The sequence below is a fragment of the Pseudomonas sp. UBA5568 genome (assembly GCF_002425525.1).
GTDB lineage: Bacteria > Pseudomonadota > Gammaproteobacteria > Pseudomonadales > Pseudomonadaceae > Aquipseudomonas > Aquipseudomonas fulva.
Genome location: NZ_DIMK01000048.1, coordinates 176,208 through 182,571, shown reverse-complemented (window position 1 = coordinate 182,571; position 6,364 = coordinate 176,208). Strand labels below are relative to the sequence as shown.

Genomic DNA, 6,364 nt, shown 5'->3' with positions numbered 1-6,364 from the left:
TAATCAAGACACAAGCGGCCTTGCCGGGGCATCGGACCGCTCCCATAGGGGAACTCAAGAGATGATGGATGGGGTACAGGGCAGCTGGAAAGATGCGTATAGGATCGTGCAATCAGGCGCTTGAGCTCCTGACCTTATTAGCTGACTCCAGCCGACTTGCGGCTGCGCCGACTCCCCAACTCGATCCAGGTCGGGGCATGGTCACTGGCCTTGGGCTCATTGCGCACCCAGGCATCGACGCCCGCTCGCTTGAGGTACGGCGCCAGGTCCCGGTTGAGCAGCAGGTGATCGATGCGCAGACCCGCATTGCGCGCCCAATGGTTGCGGAAGTAGTCCCAGAACGTGAACACCTGCTCTTGCGGATGCAGGTGCCGGATAGCATCGATCCAGCCGCTGGCCAGTAAACGCTCGAAGCAATCGCGCGATTCGGGTTGCAGTAGCGCATCCTTTTGCCAGGACTTGGAGTCGTAGATATCCAGGTCCGTGGGCACGACATTGAAGTCACCGGCCAGGACGGTGGGGTGACCACTGCCCAGCAACTGCCGGGCATGCTCGATCAGGCATTCGAACCAACGCAGCTTGTAGTCGAACTTCGGACCTGGTTGCGGGTTGCCGTTGGGGAGGTACAAACACCCTATCAACACCCCATGCACCGCTGCCTCCAGATAGCGGCTCTGGGTGTCGTCCTCCATGCCCGGCAAGCCTCGCCGTACCTCGAGCGGCTCGCTGCCGCGCGCCAGGATCGCCACTCCGTTCCAGGCAGGTTGGCCCAGGTGCAGATACCCGTAGCCAGCGGCTTCCAGAGCCTTACCCGGGAACTGATGGTCGGGTGCCTTGAGCTCCTGAAGGCAGACCACATCGGGCTTTTCACGTTCGAGCCAGGCCAGCAGTGCAGGCAGCCGGCTGCGAATGCCGTTGATGTTGAATGTGGCAATCCTGAGCGCTTTCATGTGTCAGGGTCGATTACATGGGCGCGCACGGCATCTTCGAGGGCATGCACATGCGCCTGGTCGGCCAAGGCCTTGAGCGCCAGCCAATCGTCCCAATCGATGATGCCATCGTCACGCAACGCTTCGGCGGTACGCACCAGTTCATGGTGGTAGGCATCGGGTGACTCACGGCGGTAGCTGATGTCGTCGTACTGCGCGTACCAGGCCGCGAGTTCAGGGATACTGCGTTCGATACTCATCGCACTGCTCCTGTGAAACCCTTTGGGGTTGTGAGCCTGCCTTGAGCGCATCGTTCAACTCAGACGCTTCGCGTCACGCCACCGTCGACCCGGATATTCTGCCCGGTGATGTAGGCGGCGCCGTCACTTGCCAGAAACGCGACCGTGGCGGCAATTTCGTCGCTGCTGCCATAGCGCTTGAGCGGCACGCTGTCGCGACGCTGCTCAAGGGCCGGCAAGCTGTCTATCCACCCCGGCAGCACGTTGTTCATGCGCACATTGTCACGTGCATACGTATCGCCGAAAAGTTTGCTGAACGCAGCGAGCCCGGCACGCATCACGGCGGAAGTGGGAAACAGATCACTGGGTTCGAAGGCCCAGGCACTGGAAATATTCACGATGACCCCGCCGCCCTGGCGCTGCATCACCGGCGTGACCAGGCGTGTCGGCCGGATGACGTTGAGCAGGTAGGTCTCCATGCCGGCATGCCAGTCGGCGTCGCTCAGTTCCAGCACAGGCCCCCGAGGCCCGTGGCCAGCACTGTTGACCAGCACGTCGATGCGGCCCCACCGCTGCATGACTGCCTCGACCAGCCGCTCGAGGTCCTCCATGCACTGGTTGCTCCCCGTCACGCCCAGCCCGCCCAGCGTCATGGCCAAGGCCTCTCCCTTGCCAGAGGACGAAAGAATCGCGACCTTGTAGCCATCGGCGGCCAGGCGCCTGGCCGCCGCCGCGCCCATCCCGCTGCCACCTGCGGTAATGATTGCAACCTTTTCGTTTGTCATGCTGCCTCCTGTGATGGGCATAGAGTGGGTACAGGAACCAGGCTACCAAGGGGCAGAGAAGCGAGGGAGATAGCTCCCAACGCGTCAGCCAGTAGTTTTTCTATCGCCTGCGTCTGACCTGAGCCAGTCGATGACCCACTGCAGCTGCTGCGCGTCTCGAGCTTTGCGTGGCCACACCACGTAGAACGCCTTGTCTGGGCGCAGATGCGATTCGGCAACCTGGACCAGGCGCCCTGCGTCGATCTCCTGAGCCACGAAGGCGCGTTCTGCCAGCGCAATGCCCTGCCCGCCAATGGCCGCGTCAATGGCCAGTGATGTCTGGTTGAACTGGACTGACCTTGCACCAACGGCGGGGTGACCGGGATAGACCTGGGCGCGATAAGACGGCCACAAGTCGTGGGCATCACACAGAGCTACATAGCGCTCCAGTGTTGCGAAGTCTTCAGGCGGGCCAAGCGCCGCTACCAGGGTGGGGCTCGCCACCGCGATGATCTCCGAACCCATCAACAGTGCCTGCTCAAGCCCTGGCCCGAAAGGTGGCCGCCCGTAACGCACGGCAAGGTCGACGCCGTCGGTATGAAAATGCGACAGACGATCGGTGGCCAGTACTCGCACATCCAATGTCGGGTAGCGCTCGGCCAGTCCACCGAGCCTGGGGATCAGCCACTTGGCGGCGAAAGTGGGTGTCACGCTGACGGTGATATGGGAAGGCGCAGGGCGCAGCCGGCGCGTTGCCTCATCGAGCATGGCCATTGCCGTACGCACGGTCTCGCTATACCCGCGGCCAGCGTCGGTCAATGCCAGGCCTCGAGGCAGGCGTTCGAACAGGCGTACCTCCAAGGCGCGTTCCAACCCCCGAATCTGCTGGGCCACGGCGGGCTGGGTGACACCCAGCTCTTCGGCGGCCAGGCCAAAATTGAGATGCCGCGCCACGACCTCGAACACCCGCAGGGCGCCAAGGGACGGCAACTCGGAAAAAACGGCAGGCATAGGGGGTAGGCGATCCAGGCTGGGCAGGTTGGCACGAGGCTAGCCCCATCCGTGCAGGAAGTCGATGAGCGTCCAGGACTGGGTACTCGCCTGGTGATATGGAATCGATCAGCAACTCTCCGGCTGCACGCTCAAGCAGGCACGAATACACTCCTTTGCAATTGCCAGAAAGAAGCGCTGGTACTATTAGCTCACCGCTTGCCCACACGGACCGTCAGCATGCAAATACGCACCCTCTATCGCCATGAACTCGATCAGGCCAATGCTCTGTGCATGGCTTCGTTCATGCATTCGGTAGCGCCACTTTTGCCTGCGCAGGCCATCACGACATTCACCGAAGTGGCGAGCGTGAACGCCTTTGCAGAGCGATTGCAAGGTGACAACCTCATGCTGGTGTGCGAGGTCCAAGGAAGGCTTGCGGGGCTGGTCGAACTCAAGCAAGGCCGTCATGTGGCAATGCTCTTCGTATGCCCCGCTCGTCAGCGCCAGGGTATCGGCCGACGCTTGATCGAGGCCGCTCTCGGCCATGCCCGCAGCCAGACGGTTACGGTAAGCGCGTCGCTGCCATCGGTGGCGGCCTATCAGCGTTATGGCTTCAGCCAGGCAGGTGAAGTTGGGGAGCACGCGGGGCTGATTTACCAGCCAATGCAAAAGGTCTTGAGCATGTGAAGCCTCACGCAGGCCCATGGCGCTGAAGTTTTTGATCAGATGGACACTCATTGTGTCTATGTAAAGGCGGGCACTGCTGGTGAAGTACCAGGGCAGCCACGCCATTCGTTTTTCCGGAGACACTGCATGCTTCGTATCTTTGAGCGTAGGCTCGACCCTTTCCCTCCCGATGAGGTGCCGCCGCCCCCCGTTGGCCTCATGCCTTTCCTGTGGGCGTGCACCCGTGGAGCGCGCGGCTACATTCTTGCGCTGGCCCTGCTCAGCGCTAGCGTGTCCCTCTACGAAGCCTGGCTGTTCAGCTTCCTCGGCCAGGTGGTGGACCTGCTGTCAGCCTGGCAGGCCGGCGACACCGCTGCCGCCCAGGAAAGCCACGTGTTGTGGGGCATTGGCATCGTGCTGGTGATCAGCATCGGCCTGGTGGCGCTACGCACCATGGTCCAGCACCAGGTGCTGGCCATCAACCTGCCGCTGCGACTGCGCTGGGATTTTCACCGGCTGATGCTGCGCCAGAGCCTGTCGTTCTTCTCCGACGAGTTTTCAGGGCGCGTCACCACCAAGGTCATGCAGACTGCACTGGCCGTGCGCGAGGTGCTGTTCACGGTCATCGAGATCCTGCCCGGCATTGGCGTTTATTTCATCGCCATCATCGCCCTGGCCGGCGGCTTTGCCTTGAAACTCATGCTGCCGTTCATTGCCTGGCTGGTGCTATTCGGGCTGGCGATGGTTTATTTCGTTCCACGCCTGGGCGCAGTAGGCGAAGAGCAGGCCCACGCGCGGTCGTCGATGACCGGGCGCATTTCCGACGCCTACACCAACATCACTACAGTCAAGTTGTTCTCGCACTCCAAGCGCGAAGCCCATTTCGCCCGAGCGGCCATGGAGGACTTCAAGCAGACCGGTTTCCGGCAGATGCGTCTGGTGAGCCAGTTCGAGATCGTCAACCAGGCGTTGGTGGTAGGGCTTATCCTTGGTGCAGGCGGTTATGCGCTGTGGCTGTGGCACCAGGGCCAAGTGGGCACCGGCGCTGTGGCGGCCATCACTGCCATGGCCCTGCGCATCAATGGCATGTCGCACTGGATCATGTGGCAGATGACCTCACTGTTCGAAAATATCGGCACACTGCAGGACGGCATGGCCACCCTGACGCGCGGTCCGAAAGTGCAGGACGCCCCGGACGCCACCGCTCTGGTGACCCGTGGTGGCGCAGTGACATTCGACAAGGTCAGTTTCAACTACAACGGTGAGCGCCAGGTACTGACCGACCTCAGTCTGGACATCAAGCCGGGTGAGAAAGTGGGCCTGGTCGGCCGCTCCGGTGCTGGCAAGTCGACGCTGATCAACCTGCTGCTGCGCTTTTACGACGTGGACAGTGGCCAGATCCGTATCGATGGCCAGGATGTAGCCAAGGTCACCCAGGACAGCCTGCGCAGCGCCATCGGCATGGTGACACAGGATACGTCACTGCTGCATCGCACCATACGCGAGAACATCGCCTATGGACGGCCGGACGCCACCGACGCGCAAATCCAGGCCGCCGCCCGCGATGCGCAAGCCGACGGGTTCATCAGCCAGCTCAGCGACCAACAGGGCCGCACCGGTTACGACACCATGGTCGGTGAGCGCGGTATCAAGCTGTCCGGTGGGCAACGTCAGCGCATCGCCATCGCCCGGGTGATGCTCAAGAACGCACCTATCCTGCTGCTTGACGAGGCAACCAGTGCACTGGATTCGGAGGTAGAGGTCGCCATCCAGGAAAGCCTGGACGAGATGATGGAGGGCAAGACTGTAATTGCGATTGCCCATCGACTGTCTACGATCGCCGCCATGGATCGTCTGATCGTGATGGATGAAGGGCGCATCATCGAGCAAGGCACCCACGCCCAGCTGCTCGAGAAAAACGGCACCTACGCGCGCCTGTGGCAGCACCAGAGCGGTGGTTTCCTTGGCGAAGACCAGGGTATGGCGCACGCGCTCAACTGAGTGGGCGCACGCTGACCCGTTGCCTGGACAGATGATGTTCGAGCGTTAACCCATCGCCCCTGTGTCGTTGATCGGGGGCGATGGCGTTGCAAGTACGAAGACACCGTTTGCGCTCGTCGCTTGCCTCACGGGTATGAATGACTTGGTTCAAAACCTGCGAAACGGTATCCTCCGGTAGCTTAAAGCCACCAGTTAGGCATTCATTGTCTGCCCCTCAAGGAAGAGCCTTTGCCCAGTCAGTCATCGCGTCACACCATCGCCCGCCAGTGGGAACTCCTCAAGCTCCTTCCGGGCCGCGATCCCGGCATGAGCTGCACGCAGTTACAGGCGGCACTGTCGAGCGCGGGCCATGCCACGACCAAGCGTACGGTCGAGCGTGACCTGGTGGAGCTGGCAGGGCTGTTCCCGTTGCAGTGCAACAGCGCGTGCATGCCGTATAGCTGGCACTGGCAGCCCGGACGCAAATTGCGCGATGGGGCACCGCCCGCGCCAGGGGATGCGCCCGCTCAAGTGGAATTGCACGCCTGGGTGGACGAGTCGCTCTACCATCATCTGGAGATGCATCCGCTGGGCACAGGTATGCGCCTCACATGCCTGCCCAACGGCGGTGCCATCCTGGTCACAACGGTAGCGGATGATCGAGCGTTGATGGGCTGGCTGCTGTCCCAGGCCGGAGCGATCCGCGTTCAGGGGCCGCAATCGGTGCGCCTGGCCTTGCTGGAGCACTTGCGTCAGAGCCTGGCACTGCACGACACCGGCGCTTGAGCAATGC

The 6,364-nt window shown here is 62.0% G+C and carries 7 protein-coding genes; 3 read left to right on the top strand and 4 right to left on the bottom strand.

Annotated features, from left to right (window positions below; genetic code table 11):
• Positions 1-137: 137 nt before the first annotated feature.
• The 4 genes from xth to B2S33_RS15760 all read right to left on the bottom strand — a co-directional run bounded on the left by xth (position 138) and on the right by B2S33_RS15760 (position 2,943).
• Positions 138-950, bottom strand: a complete 813-nt coding sequence (gene xth, locus B2S33_RS15775; protein ID WP_288650628.1) for an exodeoxyribonuclease III — start codon at positions 948-950, stop codon at positions 138-140.
• Positions 947-1,189 carry a hypothetical protein gene (locus B2S33_RS15770; RefSeq protein ID WP_023536082.1) on the bottom strand — a complete coding sequence of 81 codons (243 nt, stop codon included), beginning with the start codon at positions 1,187-1,189 and terminating at the stop codon, positions 947-949. Before B2S33_RS15770 ends, xth begins: the two co-directional genes overlap by 4 nt.
• A 59-nt stretch (positions 1,190-1,248) precedes the next feature.
• The gene (locus B2S33_RS15765; RefSeq protein WP_288650627.1) at positions 1,249-1,953 is read right to left on the bottom strand and encodes an SDR family oxidoreductase; all 705 of its coding nucleotides are present in this window, start codon (positions 1,951-1,953) and stop codon (positions 1,249-1,251) included.
• Positions 1,954-2,037: 84 nt separating this feature from the next.
• On the bottom strand, positions 2,038-2,943 hold the full coding sequence (locus B2S33_RS15760; protein ID WP_280078009.1) for a LysR substrate-binding domain-containing protein: 906 nt from the start codon (positions 2,941-2,943) through the stop codon (positions 2,038-2,040).
• A gap of 219 nt (positions 2,944-3,162) precedes the next feature.
• Here B2S33_RS15760 and B2S33_RS15755 point away from each other — a divergent pair, with 219 nt between their 5' ends.
• From B2S33_RS15755 to B2S33_RS15745, 3 genes are all read left to right on the top strand, one after another.
• Positions 3,163-3,612, top strand: a complete 450-nt coding sequence (locus B2S33_RS15755; protein ID WP_081783936.1) for a GNAT family N-acetyltransferase — start codon at positions 3,163-3,165, stop codon at positions 3,610-3,612.
• A gap of 126 nt (positions 3,613-3,738) precedes the next feature.
• Positions 3,739-5,592 carry an ABC transporter ATP-binding protein gene (locus tag B2S33_RS15750; RefSeq protein ID WP_027914726.1) on the top strand — a complete coding sequence of 618 codons (1,854 nt, stop codon included), beginning with the start codon at positions 3,739-3,741 and terminating at the stop codon, positions 5,590-5,592.
• A gap of 228 nt (positions 5,593-5,820) precedes the next feature.
• On the top strand, positions 5,821-6,357 hold the full coding sequence (locus B2S33_RS15745) for a WYL domain-containing protein (protein ID WP_027914725.1): 537 nt from the start codon (positions 5,821-5,823) through the stop codon (positions 6,355-6,357).
• Positions 6,358-6,364: the final 7 nt, after the last annotated feature.

Excerpts from the sequence above, each read along its gene's own strand:
- xth (WP_288650628.1), bottom strand. The coding sequence starts at position 950 with ATGAAAGCGCTCAGGATTGCCACATTCAACATCAACGGCATTCGCAGC.
- B2S33_RS15770 (WP_023536082.1), bottom strand. The coding sequence starts at position 1,189 with ATGAGTATCGAACGCAGTATCCCTGAACTCGCGGCCTGGTACGCGCAG.
- B2S33_RS15765 (WP_288650627.1), bottom strand. The coding sequence starts at position 1,953 with ATGACAAACGAAAAGGTTGCAATCATTACCGCAGGTGGCAGCGGGATG.
- B2S33_RS15760 (WP_280078009.1), bottom strand. The coding sequence starts at position 2,943 with ATGCCTGCCGTTTTTTCCGAGTTGCCGTCCCTTGGCGCCCTGCGGGTG.
- B2S33_RS15755 (WP_081783936.1), top strand. The coding sequence starts at position 3,163 with ATGCAAATACGCACCCTCTATCGCCATGAACTCGATCAGGCCAATGCT.
- B2S33_RS15750 (WP_027914726.1), top strand. The coding sequence starts at position 3,739 with ATGCTTCGTATCTTTGAGCGTAGGCTCGACCCTTTCCCTCCCGATGAG.